Source organism: Gracilimonas sp. (assembly GCF_017641085.1).
In the GTDB taxonomy this organism is placed as follows: Bacteria; Bacteroidota; Rhodothermia; order Balneolales; family Balneolaceae; genus Gracilimonas.
In genome coordinates, this window is record NZ_JAEPPI010000001.1 from 871906 (window position 1) to 891282 (window position 19377).

A 19377-nucleotide genomic window follows, 5' to 3' on the forward strand; every position below is an offset into this window, starting at 1 on the left:
ATTATAACGGGTTGGCGTTTAAGCGGCGGCAGAATTTAGAACTAAAATTATAACCAGGACGGCAACGCCGTCCGACTTGAAACGCCTTGTTATACCCACGGTTTTAGGTTCGAGATTCCCAGTACCCTGGCTTTCGCCTTAAATTCATGACGGCAAATATGGTAATAAGCTCATCTTCCACAGAGTAGATGATTCCATACGGAAAGCGTGAAACTAAAAATCTTCGTTCTGTTTTAGTGATTTTAGTTCCGGATGAAGGTTGTTTTTCAATGACATCTAAAACTTTTTCTACTTCATCAATAAAATCATCCCCAAGGCCAACAACCTGTTCCTCGTAGTATTCCGAAGTTTCAAAGAATTCTTTTCTGGCTTCTGAATGAAATTTAATAGTCACTTTTGAACACGTTTTCTCGCTTCTTTTAAAACTTCAGTAGCTGAGTGAAGAGAGGCATCTCCTGATTTAAGCGATTCCTTTCTCTTTTGAACTTCATCAATCCAAGCCTGTTCTATTTCAGGATCAATTTTACCATGAATACTTTGTAATAATTTATCAGCCAGGCGGGCTTTATTCTTACGGTCAAGATTTAAGGCAGAATTTTCTATCTCTTTGAAATCGGTAATCATAATAAATGAGTTAGTTTACCTGAATGTAATTATTACTTAAGAGAACTGGAAGTGAGAACCATTATTGTAGTGGGCATAACGGCCCAGCGTTTAAACGGCGCGGGGATTATGATTTGGTTGAAGTAGCGGAATTAATACCTGGCAATCAAGTTTCATCGCAACCCCGTCCGCGTCCGATTTAAAACGCCTTGTTATGCCTCGAATTATTTTCCAAAGTATTCCAACCCTAATTTTATTGAAAGAAGTATGCTTGTGAAAAGTAACGTTGAATAAAGGGCGATGAAAAATGTATAGGTTTTTGGGTTTTTTGCCTTTGTGTAAACAGGACCCTGAGTCCAAGCCTCTTTATTTCTAATCTGAAGACCTAATAATAAAGCCCAAAAAAATGTCATGAGAAGAATTTTCCAGAAAATATCCATAAACCAGAACTATTTATAAGAGGCATAACATATAATTATTTGGAATGAGGGAATGTGCAAAAATTCTTTATAAAATGACAAATGTGTTAATTATAAGTCCCTGATATCAATTGAAGTATGTTATCAGGAATTATATCCTCAAAAAATTCCAGATAATATTTCCTGATAAAATCTGTAAGGAATGGCTTTGAAATCGCTCTTACTAAAAAAGGCAAGTAAGAGTATCTCATGAAAAAACCAAAACTTTTAGAGCAAGTCCGTACCGAAATAAGACGCAGGAATTACAGCTACAAAACAGAAACCGCATATACCAATTGGATCAAGAGGTTCATAAAGTTTCATGATTTCAGGCATCCGGACAAATTGGCTAAATCCGAGATCGTGGACTATCTGAATTACCTGGCCAACGATATAAATGTGGCAGCCTCCACCCAAAACCAGGCCTTGTGCGCTCTTGTTTTTCTATACGAGCATATACTCGAACAACCTTTCGGAACACTGGATGATCTGAAAAGAGCAAAGAAACCAAAACGCCTTCCTGTGGTACTTTCAAAAAATGAAATAGCAAGGGTACTGCAACACTTATCGGGAGTAAAAAAGTTAGTTGTGCAGTTACTCTACGGTTCCGGATTCAGGATTTCTGAGGCACTCAGGCTTAGAGTTCACGATCTTGATTTTGAGTATCAACAGATCAATGTCAGAAATAGTAAGGGACTTCGTGATCGGGTGACCATATTACCGGAAAGATTGCAGCCTTTACTGAAGACCCATATTCAGAAAGTGAGAAACTTACATGCCAAAGATCTAAATAAGGGATATGGAAGCGTGGTACTGCCAAAAGCATTAAGACGAAAATATCCTAATGCAGAAACCGAATTGGGTTGGCAATATATATTTCCTTCTAAAACCAGGGCAAAAGATCCGCGGAGCGGTAAATGGCAGCGATACCATATTTCCGGCTCAACAATTCAGAAAGCAGTTAAAGAAGCATTCCATAAAGCCCAAATTAATAAGAAAGCGAGTTGTCATACATTTCGCCACTCCTTTGCAACGCATCTCCTTCAAAACGGCTACGACATCCGCACCGTCCAGGAACTGCTGGGCCACAAAAACCTGAAGACGACCATGGTTTACACCCATGTAATAAATAAAGGCGGCAACTACATCAAAAGTCCGGTGGATGTTTTGTAGATCGTCCATCGAAAATCGGTCACTCGATCATTCGCAATTCAAGATCCTGAAATAAATTCAGCATGACGACTTTGAAATGAATTGTGTGAGGGGATGATGCCATAGCCAGAGAAAAATATTTAAAATCAGGTATGGGCAAAAGATATATCAGAAATAGGCTCAAGAGATATTTTGGAGCGGATTAATTTATAACGGGGCGCATGTAATAAATAAAGGCGGCAACTACATCAAAAGCCCGGTGGATGTTTTGTAGATCGTCCATCGAAAATCAGTCACTCGATCATTCGCAATTCAAGATCCTGAAATAAATTCAGCATGACGACTTTGAAATGAATTGTGTGAGGGGATGATGCCATAGCCAGAGAAAAATATTTAAAATCAGGAATGGGCAAGAGATATATCAGAAACAGGCTAAAAATATATTTTGGAGCGGATTAATTTCTAACGGGGCGCACGTCATCAACAAAGGCGGCAACTACATCAAAAGCCCCGTGGATATTTTATAAATCGCTCATCGAAAATCAGTCGTTCGATCATTCGCATATCAAATACCCGGATTCCTGGCTGTGCAGGAATAACAGCATAGGGGCAAAAGTGAAAGGGTAGTGAAAGAATAAGGTTCTCACCCAAACTGCTTAACCAGCTCCCAGCGTTTTACCTTGCCGGTGCCGGTTTTGGGAAAGTCTTTAACGATCTTTAGCTCTTTGGGAATTTTGAAGTCGGTAAGGTGGGATTTTAATTCTTCCCTGATTTCTTCCAGCTCGGGAGTTTTGCCGTTTTTCAGTGTAACTACAGCCGTTACTTTTTGGCCCCATTCTTCATCCGGCAGTCCGATCACCACGGCTTCATCAATGGTGGAGAGCTTACGCATGGCTTCTTCCACTTCGGTGGGATTCACGTTTTCGCCGCCGGTAATAATCAGGTCGCTTCGGCGCGATTCAATGAACAGGTGCCCGAAACCGTTCATGTGGCCATAGTCGCCGGTGTTAAACCAGCCGGCGTCATCAAAGCGGTTTTGGTTTTCGTTGCTGTCGTAATACCCGTCAAAAACCTGCGGGCCTTTCAGCCACAGAGCGCCCGACTGATTTTTACCCAATACTTTTCCGTTGTCATCCCGGATCTGCATTTCATTTGGCGGGAAGGGCTTGCCGACGCTCTTGAGCGGCGTGTACATGCCGGAGGGAGCAAGCAGGGGATTGGCTATGATTTGGGCACAGGTTTCCGTCATCCCATAACTGGATACGATAGGAATGCCTCGCTCGGCCGATTTTTTCAGCAGGGTTTCTGAAATGGGTCCGCCACCCAACAAAATAGATTTAAATTCCCGGTGGGTTTTAAACAGCGGATCATCAAGCAGGCGCTTTAACATGGTGGGAACCAGGGAAGCGGCCTGAAAGCGTTTATTCTCGCCCAGGAATTCCTTCACCATTTCCTCATGAAATTCACCCAGGCGATAAATAGCTGTATCATAAATAACCGAACGAAGAATGATGGAAATACCGCCGATGTGATTCAAGGGAAGACACAGCAGCCAAAAATGATTCGGGTCGGGTTTAAAATTTTGTGCAGAAGCTTCCGCCGCACTTATAATCTGCCGGCGTTTAAGAGGTACAATCTTCGGTTTGCTGGTGGTGCCGGAGGTGAAAAAGTAACCGAATATCTGGGAGTCTTTAATGGAGTCCGGTTCGGGAAGATCAATATTTCGGACATCATGCGTGAAAGCATTCAGGAAAAAATTCTCGTCCATCTTAACCACATGGTCGTCACCAAGTCGCCGCCGGTTTCCCGTATCAGTAAAAACGAGTACGGGTTTCAGCGCTTCGAGGTATTCCTTCAGTTCATCGTCTTTAACTTTTGGATTGATGGGAATGAAGGGGATGCCCAGTTTCCAGCAGGCGGCAATTCCGAATATCAGCATATCGCTCGACTCAGATAGAAAAGCAACGGGCCATTTGAGCGAATCGGCTTTTTCTTCAACCAAATCTTTAAAGAAAGCGGTGAAGCGTTCTAAATCACTGTAGGTGTACATGCCATGCTGAGAAGACAGAAACACGTGCGGCGCTTCTTTTTTCTTAAACTCAAACATATGTAACCGTGACTTAAACATATACTTAAAATAACTTTTTTAATCCTTCCATATCCAGTGAAATTCCCAGCCCGGCTTTTTCCGGGAACCGAATGACGGGATTGTTCATCCATTCATCCGAACTGATGTCTTTGTCCAACAAACTTCCGGTCGCCAATCCGTGTGCCCGTTTTTGATTTCCCAAACCCGCTGCAAGGATGGATGTCATTGCTCTTCCCACTGCTGACTCGAGCATAGTTGTAACCATCACTTCTATATTATGAGTATCTGCCGTACGTTTTGTTACGAAAATAGTATCGAATGTACCCAATAGCATAGGTTTTACAATAAACAAGCTGCCGGCCTTAAGCTCTGATAGTTCAGTGGCATCCTTTTTGTTCCGTAAAGATTCGTCGGCAGCAACGGGTGTTTTTACAGCTTGCTGAACTGCCGCCATATCTGAAAATTTATCTTTGTGAACCGGTTGTTCACAATACTCAATATTCAACGAATCCAACGCCTTCAGATTCTGTATGGCTTCGTCTTTGGTCCAGCTTTGGTTGGCATCAATCCTGATTGCCAGGTCCGGAAATTGGTTTCGGAGATCCTGCAATAATTTAAGTTCAGCATTAAAGTTCTTACCTGCTTTTACCTTCAAGGTGGTGAACCCCTGCGCTGTTAAAACATTTGCTTTGCTGATTACCTGTGCGGGTTCTTGTATAGAGAGGGTGGCATTGGCTTTTACAGACTCCGGAAAATCAGGAAAAAGAAATGTGCCCAATGGTTTATTGGCTTTCTTTGCTTGCAGGTCGTGCAAAAGAGTATCAATCCCAAAGCTGAGGGAAGGGAACCGGTGAATTTGGTCCAATACAGTCAGAGTTTGTTTACCTTCGCCTGTACGAATACTTTCCTGCAGATGACCATGGTTAATTTTAAGGACTTCCTTAACCTGCTCCAAAGATTCCTCTGAAAAGCCGGGGAGAGGAGCAATTTCACCGTAAGCTTCAATACCGTCTTCCTTATAAACCAGGATAATACCTTCCCGGTGCGAAAACTCAGACCCGGCTGTGCGGAACGGTTGCTTGAAGGGAAGGCGGTATGTGTAGTACTTCAGCATTAATTCATCAGTATGCCGATGGAAAGCAAAACACCAAAAATAACCATGTATTGGGCCGTTCGTTCAAGCATGGGGTTTAGTTGGGTTTTGTCTTGTTCTGTCCAAATTCTATAGGTGTAATATGCCGCTAAAGGCAGGCTCAGGTAAGGCAACATAATCCACAAATTATAACCCAGTTGCACATAAAAATGAGGGGGGATGGCAAAGGCCAGCGCAACCATCATCAGGTACTCAAATTTGAGGGTAATTTCCCCAAACAGAACGCCAATGGTACGCTTCCCGGATTTCCGGTCCTGTTCCACATCCCGGAGATTATTGACAACCAGGATATTCACACAAAGCGCACCCACGGCAAGGGATGCCCAGAATGAAGCTTCCGACCATTCAAGGGCATTCACATAGTAAGTAGTCATAACCGCTACAATCCCGAAAAAGATGAACACAAAAATATCACCGAGTCCGTTATAACCCAAAGGGAAAGGCCCGCCGGTGTAAAGAATTCCAAATATCAGGGATAGAACTCCGATCGCTAAGACCACCCATCCCGCAGCCCAAACCAGGTAAAGCCCAAGTACAAAAGCCAGTCCCATAGTGAGGATGGTAGCTTTTTTCATGGCTTCAGCAGAAATCAGTCCGGCCGCCGTTGCCCGCCGGAAGCCAATACGTTCGTCCGTGTCGGAGCCTTTCACAAAGTCGAAATAGTCGTTGGCGAAATTGGTACCTATCTGAATAAGGAATGCACAGATCAGGCCGACCGATGTATTGACCCAGTTCAGGGAGTGAGACTGCCAGGCAAGGGAGGCTCCAACTAAAACGGGGACAAGCGCAGCAGCAAGGGTTTGTGGGCGGGCTGCTTCAACCCAAAGAGCAAATTTTGATTCTTTCAACGGGAAAAATTCGGTGATTTATTGTGGATAACTTATTTGATGAAGATACAACTTTTGGCAGGGGCTTAAAAAGTGAAGTCAATTCATTGTATGGAAAAATATATTAAGTACTACCCCGGCTGAAAGCGCTTCTAAGTAAAATAATTAAGTTGAGAATAAAAAATAGTTACTTTTATTAATTGTTAAAAAAGAAATGACTTAATTATTTGCGTATAATTAAAAGGTAGCTTTATATTTGGTCGTCATTTTTACTTAATAACAAAATTATTTTAACAATCATGACCAAAGTCGCACAACGCTACGATAACTTAGCCGCCGCCCGGAACTTCAAGCCCGGGAAAGCCAAAAACTCAACGATGGATATCCCTGAAATTTTCGGGGAGAATACGCTGACTCTCGACAAGCTGGAAGAACGCCTTCCCAAAGCAGCCTGGAAAGATCTTCAGAAAACAATTGATGAAGGGGAGTCACTGAATATTGACGTTGCCGATGCCGTGGCTTTGGCCATGAAAGATTGGGCTACCGAAAAAGGAGCTACTCACTTTACCCACTGGTTTCAGCCGTTAACCGGATCTACTGCTGAGAAACATGACAGTTTCATCACGCCTAACCAGGGAGGAGGTGCCATGGCGGTATTCTCCGGAAAGGATTTGATACAGGGGGAGCCGGATGCCTCCAGCTTTCCGAGCGGTGGCTTACGCCCCACTTTCGAAGCGCGCGGTTACACAGCCTGGGATCCAACATCTCCGGCTTTTTTAATAGAAAATCAAAATGGAACCTACTTGTGTATCCCAACCGCCTTTGCTTCCTGGAAGGGAGAAGCTCTGGATCATAAGACCCCTCTGCTTCGCTCCAGTGATGCACTGAATAAAGCCGCAAAAGCAGCATTGAAGTTATTCGGCATCGAGTCCAAAAAGGTAAACTCTACTGTTGGATGTGAGCAGGAGTACTTTTTAATAGATCAGGAATTCGTGTACCGCCGACCTGATATTTTGACTTCCGGCCGTACCCTGGTGGGAGCTAAACCGCCGCGCGGACAAGAATTGGATGATCATTACTTCGGCTCTATTCCCGAGCGTGTGCTTTCGTTTATGCTGGAGGCCGAGAAGGAATTATACAAGCTGGGTATCCCGGTAAAAACCCGTCATAATGAAGTAGCTCCGAGTCAGTATGAGCTGGCCCCGATTTTTGAAATGTCGAACGTTGCGGCCGATCACCAACAGCTCACCATGATGGTGCTCAAAAAAGTAGCCAAGAAATACGGGCTTGAGTGTCTGCTTCACGAAAAACCGTTTGACGGGCTGAACGGAAGCGGTAAGCACTTAAACTGGTCGCTTTCAACAGCAGAAGGGGATAACCTGCTGGAGCCGGGAGAAAGTCCGCACGAAAATATGAAGTTCTTATTCTTCTTCACAGCTGTGCTGCTGGGGGTATATCGTCACCAGGATCTGTTGCGAATTTCAGTAGCCCATGCCGGAAATGATCATAGGTTGGGTGCCAATGAGGCCCCGCCGGCAATCATTTCTTCCTTTATCGGCGACCAGCTGAATGATATTGTTGAACAGTTGATCAGTGGTGGGGCCAAGAGCTCGAAACAAGGCGGTTTGCTGGGACTTGGAAGTCCGGTTCTTCCACACCTGCCGAAGCATGCCGGCGATCGTAATCGAACTTCTCCTTTTGCTTTCACCGGAAATAAATTTGAATTCCGTGCTTTGGGATCCAATCAGTCACCTTCCTTCCCCATTGTGGTTTTAAATACCATTGTTGCCGAAGCCATAGAAGATATGACTGAAGACCTGAACAAAGCCAAGAAAGGGGATTCTATTGAAAAAGCTCTTGCTAAGGTGTTGAGCAGCCGTCTGAAGGAATGCAAAGCTGTTATTTTCAATGGAGATGGATACTCAGATGAATGGCAGGATGAAGCAAAAGAGCGTGGTTTACTTAATTTGAAAACCACACCGGATGCTTTGCCCTATCTCACAGAAAAAGAGAACATTACTCTGTTCAAAAAATATAAGGTATTGAACAAGAAAGAGATGCTTTCCCGAAAAGAGATCTGGACCGAGCAGTACATCACCACCCGCACCATTGAGGTGGATACGATTGAATCCATAGCCAAAACGATGATTTATCCCGCTGTGGTTCGCTATATCGGGGAACTCAGCAAAGCTGTGGATCAAACAAAAGCACTGGAATTGGATCATTCAGGATCCCTCAATATGCTTAATAAAGTGAATGATGGGCTGAACAGGCTGAATACTGCTCTTGAGAAGCTGGCTGAAGTTCAGGGCAAACTGTCTTACAAAGATACTTCCGATCACGCCAGGAAAGTGGAAACGGATGTGCTTCCGATTATGAAAGATATTCGGGATGCCATCGACTTTCTGGAGCGATATGTGGCTGATGATTACTGGCCGCTTCCGGTGTACCGTGAGATGCTCTTTATTAAGTAAAGCTCTCCAATATTTCATTCTACTCAGCCCTGTTTCCGAAAGGAGGCAGGGCTTTTTTTCTAATTTTATATTTCCCTTTTTTCAATCATATTCGATTTATGACAGCTTAATGTCATATAACAACCAAATACAAGAGGGGTATATGTTTGACAGAACTATAAATACCATTGTAGCCGGTTTAGTCGTGCTTTTCCTGACTACCGGCGTAGAACTACAGGCTCAATCATCGGTAGATGACGGCCGTAAATCAAAGAAATCTGCACTGCTATTCAAGCATTCAGATAAACCTTTATTACCATCAGATGTACTGAATGCGAGATTTAAAACTGATAATGATATCGGAAGGAGCACCATGCAATGGGCTTCAGAAGAAGGCTGGATGGATGCATACCGAATTACCTATTCGTACAGCACCGATCGGCTGACCATTACCCAAAACTGGCAGATTTACGACGGTGAAGGCTGGGTTGGTGATGGCGCTTATATATTCACATTTTCAGAAGAGGGATATCCATTGAGTTATTCATTTGAGTTCGGGGGAGATGTATTTTCTGAAGTATTTCATTACTCCGCCGGAAGACTGGACTCGGCTACCTTCAGTGAAACTTATGAAGGGGCATCCTATTCAGAAAAAATCGAGCTCGAATACGTTACCGACGATTCGATCCAAATATACAGCACCGTCTTTAGTGAGGGAGGTCAGCCAGAACTAACCGGGTATTTTGTAAACCGGCAAGACGCCTTTGTAGAAGCGTACTATGAAACCGAATACACCGACAGGTACATCTATTCAGGTATAGATTTTGATGAGTATTTAACCAATGTATTCAATGAGTTCTTTTTCGTGGAGATGTATAACGATGAATACTATGAGGGTGATGATGTTTGGATACCGTATTCAAGAACTACCCTGGCTTATGACGGGCAACTTGTTATCGAAGTAGAAGAAGAATACTTCTATGAAAGCGAAGGGGAGTGGATGGCTGAATACAGAAATACCTTTACCTACGAAAACGGGAAGATTGCAGAAGACCTGGCAACCTATTCTTTTGACGGAATGACCTGGGATGACGACAGCCGGACATTGTATGAGTACGGAATGGTTACTTCTATTGATGAGATAAATGATGATATATCCACCTTCAAACTATCCCAAAACTACCCGAACCCGTTCAACCCCACTACACAAATTGCCTACGAGATATCGGCTCCCGGCAAAGTATTGCTGGAAGTGTACAATGTGTTGGGCGAACGTGTGGCTACATTGGTTAATGCCAATCAGGTAGCCGGTGAGTATGTAGCGGGCTTCAATGCATCCGGGTTTCCAAGCGGGATCTACTACTACAAACTGGTATCAGGGCAACACCAACAGGTACGTTCGATGACGCTTATCAAGTAAGCTCAGTTTTATACTGATGAAACCTTAAAAAAGCCCTACTTTCTGAAAGGAAAGAAGGGCTTTCTTTCTTTTACCAACATAATGAGTTCCTATGAAATCACTTTTACTGTTTATCACCTTTCTGGTTCTTGCCAATCCAATTATTAACGCCCAGGACAGAATGCCGGATGGCGGCGGCCTTTATCAACCGCCCACTGATCATATGACTGAAGAAATGCGGGCAAGCATGATCGAGCAGCTGCAACAGAATATAGACAGCCTCAAAGCGATGGGCAGAATTTCTACTGCCAAAACCATCGATATTAAATTGGGCTGGCCGCTGCGTGGACAGGATCATTTATTTGATTTCGATTACCACGGGGTTTCCAATTTTGTGGATTTAAATAACTCCTTCCCCAATCAAATAACTGATTATACCTGTGGTTCACGGAGCTATGATCTGGAAAGCGGATACAATCATGCCGGTACCGATTTTTTCACCTGGCCTTTTGCGTGGAACAAAGTTCAGAATGATGATGTAGCCGTGGTTGCAGCCGCCCCCGGAGTGATTATTCAAAAGATTGATGGTAATCAGGATCAGAGTTGTTCTTTCAACAACACGCAATGGAATGCGGTTTATGTTCGACATTCCGATGGCTCGGTGGCCTGGTACGGACACCTGAAAACAAACTCTACAACCGAAAAAAATGTGGGGGATAATGTTACAGAAGGGGAGTACCTCGGCATTGTTGGCAGTTCCGGGAACTCAACCGGTCCGCATCTTCACTTTGAACTTCATGATGAAAATGGCGCTATTGTAGATCCATTTGAAGGAGCTTGTAACTCTATAAGCGAAAGCCTTTGGTATGATCAGCGGGACTATTATGATTCCGACCTGAATGCCCTTCGGACGCATGGCTCAGCACCCGTCTTTAATCAATGCCCTACGCCGGGTATCCCAAATTTTAAAGATGCCTTTTTGAAAGGTGACCAAATTATTAATGCTATTTACTATCGGGATCAGCTGGAAGGGCAAACGGCTTTTTATTCCGTGAACCGTCCATCGGGGCAAACGCTATGGAATTGGAGTCATGCTCTTTCTGAAATCCCTCATTACTCCGCTTCTTATTGGTATTGGCAAAATGATTTACCCGTGATGGCAGAAGAAGGGGTTTGGGAATTCAGGGTTTCATTCCTGAATGAGGTCTATACTCATCAGTTTACGGTAAGTGATGGAAACACAAGGCCGATTCAGGTTCACCTTCAAAACCCGCAGAATGATACCGAGATAACCGGAAATGAAGTGATTCTGCGCTGGCTTCCGTTGGCCGATGCGGATGAATATGAGCTGGAGCTTGCCATGGACAGTGAATTTTCGGAGATAGTCGATTCATATCAACCTACTGACAGAGAACTGCTGGTGGGGGATCTTTTGGATGGAGAAAGTTATTACTGGAGAGTACGAGCAAAAAATTCGGTAGGCACTGGAGACTGGTCTGAAACCGGAACATTCAACACTGGTGTTTCTACATCTGTTACAGAACCTTTTGCAGACTATCCGGATCAGTACCACTTATATCAAAACTACCCGAACCCGTTTAATCCGACCACTCAAATTCAGTACATCTTGCCGAAAAGAAGTACAGTAAAGCTTGCCGTTTACAGTGCTTTGGGTAAAGAAGTATCACTTTTGGTGAATAAAGTTCAGAACCGGGGAAGCTTCCATGTTACTTTTGATGCCTCACTGTTACCGAGCGGAATTTATTATCTGAAATTACAAACCGAGGACTTCAGCGAAGTCAAACCTATGACGCTCATTAAATAGTTATGAAAGAAATTAGCTGGGCAGACTTTGAAAAAGTAGAATTACGAACGGGTACTGTTGTCGAAGCTGAGTCATTCCCGGAAGCCCGAAAACCGGCTTATAAACTGACGGTAGATTTCGGGGATGAGATCGGTATACGTAAATCATCGGCCCAGATAACGAAGCATTATGACCTTAAAGAATTGAAGGGAAAACAGGTAATCGCAGTGGTGAACTTTCCACCAAAGCAGATTGGGCCGTTTATGTCTGAATGCCTGGTAACCGGTTTTCCGGATGAAAATGGCGATGTGGTACTTGCCGTTCCGGACAAAAAAGTGCCTAACGGAATGAAACTATTTTAGTTTATTTAGGTTTCATAAATTCATCACTCCCAATAATTTTCATCTACAAACCTGTTATACCGCCAATGAAACACTTCCTGTTTCTTAGTGCTTTTTTACTTACCTCATTCACCCTTTGTGCCCAGGAGATATCCTATCCGGAAGACGAACGGAGAATGTCCACCTTCGAACTGAAAATTGAGGGTATCGATAGAGTTGAGGGGGAGATCAGGATTGCCCTGTTCAATTCGGAAGAAGAGTATAACAGGAAAGAGAATCCGCTCTACGCGGTGGTGCTACCTGTTGATGATGAAACAATTACCTGGTCGCAGGACAGCCTGTTTTTTGGAGAATACGCCATTGCCGTATATCATGACAAAAACGAGAACGGTGAGCTCGACTCCAACTTGCTCGGTATTCCCAAAGAGGCTTATGGCTTTTCGAATAATGCACGGGGACGTTTTGGTCCCGCTTCCTGGAAAGATGCTCACTTCAGCATCAATTCTGAAAGGTCAACCATGGCTATAGAGATTAAATAATCAGGCTTATCGGTTGATGCTCATCTACTTGTAACAAACATCCGTTTTCTACATATTCCCCGACTACCATTAACAAACGGAGACAATTATGGAAAATATCCAAGGGGAAACAGCACCGGTAATGAGTCTTAAAGACTGGGTTATTTCGGTTTTAATTTCATTCATTCCGGTTATCGGGTTTATTATGCTGTTAGTTTGGGCATTTAGTGACAGCACCAATCCAAATAAAAAGAATTGGGCTAAAGCAACATTGATCATATTTGCGGCAGGATTTGTACTCTACCTGGTGTTCGCATTCATTTTCTTTGGGGCAATGATGTCGGCAGGTGCCGGAGGGTTTGATTCGATGTAACCGGCAGCAAGACTCACTTATTAATTAAGCCCCGTGTACTATTGTGTGCGGGGCTTTTGTTTTTTATGAAGGTGAAACAATGGAAGAATGCCGGCGTAAATCCATCGGAATCCACATCCCATACTTTATGCAGCAGATTATAAAATCGGTTTCCATTGCCCTTCAGAATATCAAATCCAATCCCTTACACACCTTTTTATCAACGCTTGGAATCATTATTGGGGTGGCTTCTTTAGTAGCCATACTTGCCCTTGGTGACGGATTGGAGCAAACGGGCCGGGAGCAAATCGAGACCACAACCTCAGTACAAATGATGTCGGTAACTCCCAGAACAGTAGATCTTGTAAATGATGTGAGGGTTCCCAGAGATACCGTTTATGAATTTGGAATTGCAGAGGCCCGAGCGATTGAAGAAATGGTAAGTGAATGGGGATACACCGAACTGCTTGCTCAAAGCTCCCGCCTGGCTACGCTACAGGATTCTTCGTTGGCAATTTATATTCAGGCCACCTTAGAAAACATTCCTCATTTCACTGAATCTGAAATCAATGGGAGATATTTTAACAGCGCGGATGTAGAGAATGCCGCCCGGAAAGCCGTTCTGACAGCTCCACTGGCGCAAAAATGGTCACCGGATAGCGAACTTATGATTGGAGAAACCATCACCTTTGAGGGAACAACCTTTGAAATCATTGGGATTTGGAAGAAGAGTCGAGGGGCGCCCAGGCGATGATTCCCATGAGTACATACCGGCATGTGGTGAAAGGGAGCAACCCGGCCAACCTGGTATTCAAAAGCCGGAAAGTGGAAGACCTCCCCAAGATGAGATCGGAAGTAGAAGCCTGGCTGGATCAAAACTATACAGAAGGTACAGAGGCCTTTTCGGTATTTACGTATGAGGGGAGGGTGGAGCAGTTAAGCCAGGGCATTCTGGTTTTTAAACTGGTGATGGGAGCGATTACCGGTATTTCCGTATTGGTCGGCGGGATTGGAATTATGAACGTACTGCTGATTTCGGTGACCGAAAGAACCACGGAAATCGGAATCCGAAAAGCCGCGGGAGCCCGAAAGAAAGATATTGTGATGCAGTTTATTTCGGAGTCAGTGACCATTTCCATCGAGGGGTGCATCATCGGATGGGTGGTAGGAGTTCTCGGAGTATTCGGGCTGGTCGAACTGATAAACCGATTTACCGACTTCGGATTTCAGGCAGCGTTAAGTATAGGTACGGTTGGCGTAGTTTTAATTGTAGCCATAATAGTGGGGATGGTTTTTGGAACTTATCCTGCCTGGAAAGCAGCTAATTTGACCCCGGTGGATGCCATCCGGCATGAATAAAAATTGATCAAGTCACATCCCTGATTTCCGGATTTTTGCTAAAAACAGAGCGTGCAAAAGGACACAGCGGTAATATCTTTAGGTTATTTTCCCGGGCAAATTCCACAGCTTTATAAACCAGTTTCTTTCCTAAACCTTCACCCCGGGTTTCATCGGCTACCTCGGTATGATCAATGATAATACGTTCAGGTCCGGCTTTGGAGTAAGTCATTTCGGCAACTCGTTTGCCTTCGCGCTCTATGTAAAAGGAGCCTTTGGTTTCAGCGGTATCGTGTTTTATTTGCATTGGATTAATTTGAAGTTCGATACTTTTTTCGAGTGATGCAGAGAATCTAACATAATTAGTTGTAAATGAAAGCTAAGAAGACAACGAATATGGCAGCTTTGCAATAAAGGTGAATTTTATTAGTTTCATAATGAAACCAAAATGAAACTACTGAAATGCCTACAAATATTACCATTAAAGGGATTCCGGATGATGTGTACGAAAGCATCAGGAAGAAAGCGGAGTTAAATCATCGCAGCATTAACAGTGAAGTAATAGTAAACCTGAAAAAAGCAGTTCAAAGTACGCCGGTTGATTCCCGCCACATTATTGAACAAGCAAAAAAACTCAGAGAAAAAGCCAAAGGTTCTTTGTCTTTGAAAGAGGTACAGCTTGCCATTGAAGAAGGCCGCCCGTGATAGTAGCTGATACCAATGTAATAGCCAGTTTGTGGTTGCCTAATGGGATGGTAGAAATAGCAGATCAGGTGATGGAAAAGGATCCGGAATGGATTGCACCCGTTCTGTGGAAACCGGAATTCCGGAATGTTCTGGCTCTGTATTTCAGAAAAGAAATCTTTGATCTCCCAACCATTCTGCAAATCATGGAGCAGGCTGAAGCCTTAATGACATCGAATGAATTTCAGGTAAACTCAACACAGGTACTCAGTTTTGTAAAAGATTCCACCTGCTCAGCTTATGATTGTGAATTCATTGCACTGGCAGACGATGCAGGAGTGCCACTGCTAACATTTAACCAGAAGGTATTAACCGAATTCCCATCTTTAGCTATACACCCCGAAAGTTTTGTCTGAGCATTGGAAAACATCAACAATGCTATGCAAGCTGATATTGTTTCGCTAAAATGCTTTGTGGTTAGAGCTTTCGTGGCAACCTTATGAAGGTGAACGGTCAAATTTGTCCCAGTTGGGCTTCCGTTTCTCCAGGAAGGCATTGCGACCTTCTTCGGCTTCGTCGGTCATATAAGCAAGGCGAGTGGCTTCTCCGGCAAATACCTGCTGTCCCACCATACCGTCATCAATCGCATTAAAGGCAAACTTGATCATTTTGATAGCCGTCGGACTTTTCGCCAGTATTTCCTGAGCCCATTCATAAGCCGTTTCTTCAAGGTCATCATGTGGAACTACGCGATTCACCATTCCCATTTCAAAAGCTTCCTGAGCAGAATAGTTGGCACCGAGGAAGAAAATTTCCCGGGCACGTTTTTGTCCAACCTGTCGGGCAAGCAGGGCAGAACCGAATCCGCCGTCAAAGCTGGCAACATCGGCATCCGTTTGTTTGAAGATGGCGTGCTCTTTACTGGCCAGGGTAAGGTCGCAAACTACATGCAGGCTGTGTCCGCCACCCACGGCCCAGCCGGGAACCACGGCAATCACTACTTTGGGCATGAACCGGATGAGTCGCTGTACTTCCAGGATATTGAGTCGTGCAATGCCGTCATCGGCTTTGTAGCCGGTTTTGGAACGCACATTTTGATCTCCTCCTGAACAGAATGCCCATTTGCCGTCTTTGGGAGAAGGGCCTTCACCGCTCAGCAGCACCACGCCGACGTCATTATCCTCTTTGGCATCACTTAAAGCCTCGTACAGCTCAAACACCGTTTTAGGACGAAATGCATTCCGGATTTCCGGCCGGTTAAATGCGATTCTCGCCACGCCATTCAATTTCTTATAGGTGATGTCTTCGTATTCTTTGACGGTTTGCCAGTTCATAAAATTGGAATAATTATTTTGTGAATTATATACTGAAGGTAAAAAGGAGAGAGCATTAAATCTTAGAGAGTTGGAAAGTGATTAAGATTCTTGATTTATTAGAATGCTTGAATTTACTTCTATTATGAGAAAAATGACTTATTTAGTTCTGGTATTATCATTATGGCCTTTTATATCACAAGGACAAACTCCCAAGCGAATACATGATTTAAAAAGCCTTACTGACAGTTCGGGTACTGTTCATTTATTCTACAGAATTTATAGTGAATATGAGGGCACAGAGTACTTCACTGATAATATCTACCAATACAACACAGAAACCGGAGAGAAAGAGCTTTTCTTGGAGGATTATTTCGATGATCGGTATGGCTTCGAATTGAAAGTTACAATTCCAGATTATCAATTTTTTGAGGGTAATTTAGAAAAGTATTTATACATACAAGAAGAATGTTCAAACGAATGTGAAAGATATTTGAACCGATTTGACTCCTTAAGAGTAGTTGGAGGTTATTTTATGTGGGTTGAAGATCTTTTGGTACCTAATTCAGAAAATGAAGTTATCTATGCAAAAGTAAGTGCTCAAAACTTGAAAAGTTTTGACGGTGGACTGACTTGGCCTACCAGACGGCAAATTGAATTTTCTGAGGTACCAGACTCTGTCAAAATTGATATCCCAGCCTTTGCATTCAATCCATATCGAAAGAATTTATTATTTGGTCATAATTTTAGATCTGGAGGTGATGATAATTTTTTTTACCGATCCGTAGATAATGGAGAAAGTAGTGAGATTGTAAGTGATACATTATTTCCAATAGGAGAGATGAGTTTTGATTTAGATTCAACAACCGTTTTTATGTTGGATGTAATAAATGCACCAAGACAGGAAAATCCTTTTACTCCGAATACTTGCCCTGATGAATCTTGTGCTATCGGGTTGTATAAAAGCAATGGGCTTGGGGAGATTGGGACATGGGAGTTAGTGAATGTATTTAGCGAGTCTGTTAAAATTATCAGTAGCGATGTAAACATTGGAGAAATATATGCTTGGGATAATCATTCAATACGTCACTCGTCTAATTATGGGAATGACTTTAATATTCTATATAATAATGATGAAGTAGTCATTACGGGCTTAGATATAAACAATGGTGAACTTTTCTTTTCAACAAATTCAACGATCTATAAGCTTGAAGAAAACCAACCTATACCTATTTATTCAATTCCAACTAGTATCGAAGACCCCAAATCACTTCTGCCTAGTAAGATCAAATTAAATCAGAATTACCCGAATCCCTTCAATCCTTCGACAGTTATAAGATTTAGATTATCCCAATCTACTCAGGTATCATTAAAAATATATGATGTGTTGGGTAACTTGGTTCAAACGCTGGTTTCTGAGGAAGCACTTCCTGCAGGAGAACACCATCATACATGGAATGCAGGTTCTAATATTAGCAGCGGGGTATATTTTTATCGTTTGGTTACAGGGCAGGAAGTCCTGACCAAAAAGATGATTCTCATAAAATAAAACAAGTGTTAATAGATGCTCTTTACAACCCCCAAATATATTTTAGCATTTGTACTACTATTATTTTCAGGCTTATTGCTGACAAGCTGCAAGGATAAAGGAACAAATCCACCTGAACTTCCTGAATTTGAAATATTGAATGTTCAGGTGAATCCTAATCCAGTAATTGGGGGAGATGCTGTTCAGTTTACGGTAATAACTGACGATAGCGTAAAAGCTCCATATGGATTTGAATGGCAATTAGAATATGAAAGTAACAGGGTGATTGATACGGTTACCTCAAGCAATCAGTTGGTTTGGAAAGCACCACAAGATAGCGGTTCGTTTCAACATCAAGTTTGGGTGAGTTCGGAATCGGGAGAACAAGTATCTGATAGCTATACCTTCTCATTAGAGGTTGAGAAGAATTCGGATTCAGCATTGTCAGGAGAAATAGTTTTTTCGGCTAAAGATCAATCAGGTACATTTCAAATTTTCAGAATTGATGCCGATAGTTCTGATCTTCAGCAGCTTACTTTCTTTGATATCGGGGAAGATGCCACTCAACCCTCCTGGAGTCCTGACGGCGAGAAAATTATTTTCACATCCAACAAATATGGAATTTCTACAGGTCCTGCATTGTGGACCATGAACTCAGATGGAAGCAATCAAGAAGTATTATATGATCCTGAACCGGAAAATGAACATGTGCCCCCGCTTATAGGTGAATATCCACATTGGAGTCCAAATGGTGAACATGTTTTATTTCAACTTTGTATGAACTGTCAAATCATAAGCGACTACAACATATTTACTTTTAATTTCACGACTAAAGAGGTTCGTCAAATTACAGACCATCAAGCAATCGATATAGATCCTTATTGGAGTCCTGATGGGGCGGAGGTTTCTTTTATATCAGATCGGGAGTATAGAGAATCGGGTTCAGGTGATTATTACTCTGATCTATATGTATTAAAAAGTGATACCATTAAAGAAAAGCTTACACAGAACCGAAATGTTCGTTTTCCTATTTGGAATTCAACAAAACAAGAGATCGCTTTTACTTCTATTAGTACACCAGAAGGTATTTATAGCATAGATTTAGATAACCAAGAGGTTTCACCAATTATAGAAAACAGTTCTGATAGAGTTCAGGTAATTCCCCATTCATGGTCAGCAGATGGTGAGAAAATACTTTTTAGCAGATTAGAATTAGACTCCCCGAGGAATCATACCATATACATTTATGATAGGGAGAGAGATAGTTTGTATTCTATTTACAATCAAATTGCACCGACTGGTAATCCTGCCTTAGATGGGGCGGACTGGTTTTCTCAATAAACTAAATAGTTTGCCAGTTCATGA

General features: G+C 42.8%; 20 protein-coding genes. 13 read left to right on the forward strand and 7 right to left on the reverse strand.

Features of this window, described 5'->3' with window-relative positions:
• Positions 1–103 precede the first annotated feature (103 nt).
• Together JJ941_RS03700 and JJ941_RS03705 are read right to left on the reverse strand one after the other, a co-directional pair.
• Positions 104–394 (reverse strand): type II toxin-antitoxin system RelE/ParE family toxin, encoded by a 291-nt coding sequence (locus JJ941_RS03700; protein ID WP_290962329.1) that lies wholly within the window; start codon positions 392–394, stop codon positions 104–106.
• Complete coding sequence (locus JJ941_RS03705) at positions 391–624, reverse strand: addiction module protein (protein ID WP_290962330.1); 234 nt, start codon at positions 622–624, stop codon at positions 391–393. The genes JJ941_RS03700 and JJ941_RS03705 overlap by 4 nt, the downstream gene beginning before the upstream one ends.
• Positions 625–1271: 647 nt before the next feature.
• On the opposite strand from JJ941_RS03705, the gene JJ941_RS03710 reads away from it, so the two are divergent.
• Positions 1272–2234 (forward strand): integron integrase, encoded by a 963-nt coding sequence (locus JJ941_RS03710; protein ID WP_290962331.1) that lies wholly within the window; start codon positions 1272–1274, stop codon positions 2232–2234.
• A gap of 622 nt (positions 2235–2856) precedes the next feature.
• On the opposite strand, the gene JJ941_RS03715 is transcribed toward JJ941_RS03710, so the two are convergent.
• From JJ941_RS03715 to JJ941_RS03725, 3 genes are read right to left on the reverse strand one after another with little or no spacing between them, the layout of a single operon-like run.
• Positions 2857–4341 (reverse strand): AMP-binding protein, encoded by a 1485-nt coding sequence (locus tag JJ941_RS03715; RefSeq protein WP_290962332.1) that lies wholly within the window; start codon positions 4339–4341, stop codon positions 2857–2859.
• A 4-nt stretch (positions 4342–4345) separates the two neighbouring features.
• On the reverse strand, positions 4346–5416 hold the full coding sequence (gene menC, locus JJ941_RS03720) for an o-succinylbenzoate synthase (RefSeq protein WP_290962333.1): 1071 nt from the start codon (positions 5414–5416) through the stop codon (positions 4346–4348).
• Positions 5416–6303 (reverse strand): 1,4-dihydroxy-2-naphthoate polyprenyltransferase, encoded by an 888-nt coding sequence (locus JJ941_RS03725; RefSeq protein WP_290962334.1) that lies wholly within the window; start codon positions 6301–6303, stop codon positions 5416–5418. Before JJ941_RS03725 ends, menC begins: the two co-directional genes overlap by 1 nt.
• 278 nt (positions 6304–6581) lie before the next feature.
• Between JJ941_RS03725 and JJ941_RS03730 the strand changes: the two genes are divergently transcribed.
• The 8 genes from JJ941_RS03730 (at position 6582) to JJ941_RS03765 (ending at position 14508) form a co-directional block, all read left to right on the forward strand.
• Positions 6582–8756: a glutamine synthetase III gene (locus JJ941_RS03730; RefSeq protein ID WP_290962335.1), complete on the forward strand. Its 2175-nt coding sequence runs from the start codon at positions 6582–6584 to the stop codon at positions 8754–8756.
• 142 nt (positions 8757–8898) lie between these two features.
• Positions 8899–10155 (forward strand): T9SS type A sorting domain-containing protein, encoded by a 1257-nt coding sequence (locus JJ941_RS03735; protein WP_290962336.1) that lies wholly within the window; start codon positions 8899–8901, stop codon positions 10153–10155.
• A gap of 91 nt (positions 10156–10246) precedes the next feature.
• A complete protein-coding gene (locus tag JJ941_RS03740) occupies positions 10247–11959 on the forward strand; it encodes a peptidoglycan DD-metalloendopeptidase family protein (protein ID WP_290962337.1) in 1713 nt (570 codons plus the stop codon).
• 2 nt (positions 11960–11961) lie between these two features.
• Positions 11962–12300, forward strand: coding sequence for a tRNA-binding protein (locus JJ941_RS03745; protein ID WP_290962338.1), 339 nt, complete (start codon positions 11962–11964; stop codon positions 12298–12300).
• A 65-nt stretch (positions 12301–12365) separates the two neighbouring features.
• Positions 12366–12818 (forward strand): DUF2141 domain-containing protein, encoded by a 453-nt coding sequence (locus tag JJ941_RS03750; protein WP_290962339.1) that lies wholly within the window; start codon positions 12366–12368, stop codon positions 12816–12818.
• A gap of 88 nt (positions 12819–12906) precedes the next feature.
• Positions 12907–13170, forward strand: coding sequence for a hypothetical protein (locus JJ941_RS03755; protein ID WP_290962340.1), 264 nt, complete (start codon positions 12907–12909; stop codon positions 13168–13170).
• Between the two features lie 79 nt (positions 13171–13249).
• Positions 13250–13903, forward strand: coding sequence for an ABC transporter permease (locus JJ941_RS03760; protein WP_290962341.1), 654 nt, complete (start codon positions 13250–13252; stop codon positions 13901–13903).
• A 5-nt stretch (positions 13904–13908) separates the two neighbouring features.
• Complete coding sequence (locus tag JJ941_RS03765) at positions 13909–14508, forward strand: FtsX-like permease family protein (RefSeq protein WP_290962342.1); 600 nt, start codon at positions 13909–13911, stop codon at positions 14506–14508.
• 7 nt (positions 14509–14515) lie between these two features.
• Here the strand turns inward: JJ941_RS03765 and JJ941_RS03770 are convergent, their stop codons facing one another.
• Positions 14516–14794, reverse strand: a complete 279-nt coding sequence (locus JJ941_RS03770) for a GNAT family N-acetyltransferase (RefSeq protein WP_290962343.1) — start codon at positions 14792–14794, stop codon at positions 14516–14518.
• Between the two features lie 155 nt (positions 14795–14949).
• On the opposite strand from JJ941_RS03770, the gene JJ941_RS03775 reads away from it, so the two are divergent.
• Positions 14950–15192: an Arc family DNA-binding protein gene (locus JJ941_RS03775; protein ID WP_255135392.1), complete on the forward strand. Its 243-nt coding sequence runs from the start codon at positions 14950–14952 to the stop codon at positions 15190–15192.
• Complete coding sequence (locus JJ941_RS03780; protein ID WP_290962344.1) at positions 15189–15587, forward strand: type II toxin-antitoxin system VapC family toxin; 399 nt, start codon at positions 15189–15191, stop codon at positions 15585–15587. Before JJ941_RS03775 ends, JJ941_RS03780 begins: the two co-directional genes overlap by 4 nt.
• Positions 15588–15668: 81 nt before the next feature.
• Here JJ941_RS03780 and JJ941_RS03785 read toward each other — a convergent pair whose 3' ends face one another.
• Positions 15669–16505 carry a 1,4-dihydroxy-2-naphthoyl-CoA synthase gene (locus JJ941_RS03785; protein WP_290962345.1) on the reverse strand — a complete coding sequence of 279 codons (837 nt, stop codon included), beginning with the start codon at positions 16503–16505 and terminating at the stop codon, positions 15669–15671.
• Between the two features lie 103 nt (positions 16506–16608).
• Between JJ941_RS03785 and JJ941_RS03790 the strand changes: the two genes are divergently transcribed.
• A complete protein-coding gene (locus JJ941_RS03790; protein WP_290962346.1) occupies positions 16609–18033 on the forward strand; it encodes a T9SS type A sorting domain-containing protein in 1425 nt (474 codons plus the stop codon).
• Between the two features lie 15 nt (positions 18034–18048).
• The gene (locus tag JJ941_RS03795; protein ID WP_290962347.1) at positions 18049–19353 is read left to right on the forward strand and encodes a hypothetical protein; all 1305 of its coding nucleotides are present in this window, start codon (positions 18049–18051) and stop codon (positions 19351–19353) included.
• The last annotated feature ends 24 nt before the right edge of the window (positions 19354–19377 follow it).